General features: G+C 52.3%; 1 protein-coding gene. It reads left to right on the top strand.

The annotated features are described in order from the left end of the window. A partial coding sequence (locus tag ACPW7N_RS26775) for an AMP-binding enzyme (RefSeq protein ID WP_425654879.1) occupies positions 1-568 on the top strand: 568 nt, incomplete at both ends.

Raw genomic sequence — 568 nt, 5'->3', positions numbered from 1 at the left:
GCCAGTAAGCAACTCGACCGCCTACATCATGGACAAGCATCACAAGCTGTTGCCTGTCGGCGTTCCCGGAGAGCTTTGTGTCGGGGGAGACGGCGTTGCGAGAGGATACCTGAATCGGCCAGAGCTGACCGAAGAGAAGTTTATCGTTAATCCGTATGTGCCACAAGAGAGAATTTACAAGACTGGGGATTTGGCGAGATGGCTGCCGGACGGGAATCTGGAGTTTCTCGGCAGAATCGACCAACAGGTGAAAATCAGGGGCTATCGCATCGAGCTGGGAGAGATCGAGAAACAACTGACGAAGCATCCACTCGTGAATGAGGCTGTTGTCATCGACAGAAAAGACGAGTCAGGCGCAAGCTACCTGTGCGGATATCTGGTAGGAGATGGAGAACTCTCCGTAGCAGAGGTAAAAGAGCATCTGCACAGGGAATTGCCGGATTACACGGTGCCTGCTTATCTGGTTACGCTGGAAAAGCTGCCGCTTACCCCCAATGGAAAAATCGACAAAAAAGCACTGCCAGAGCCAGATGTTTCCCAATCAGAAAGGGAAATCGTTGCTCCGCGA

It is taken from the genome of Brevibacillus nigriterrae, from assembly GCF_049846925.1.
Taxonomy (GTDB): domain Bacteria; phylum Bacillota; class Bacilli; order Brevibacillales; family Brevibacillaceae; genus Brevibacillus_H.
The sequence above is the reverse complement of the archived record's forward strand: the minus strand, read 5'-3'. Positions and strand labels throughout refer to the sequence as shown.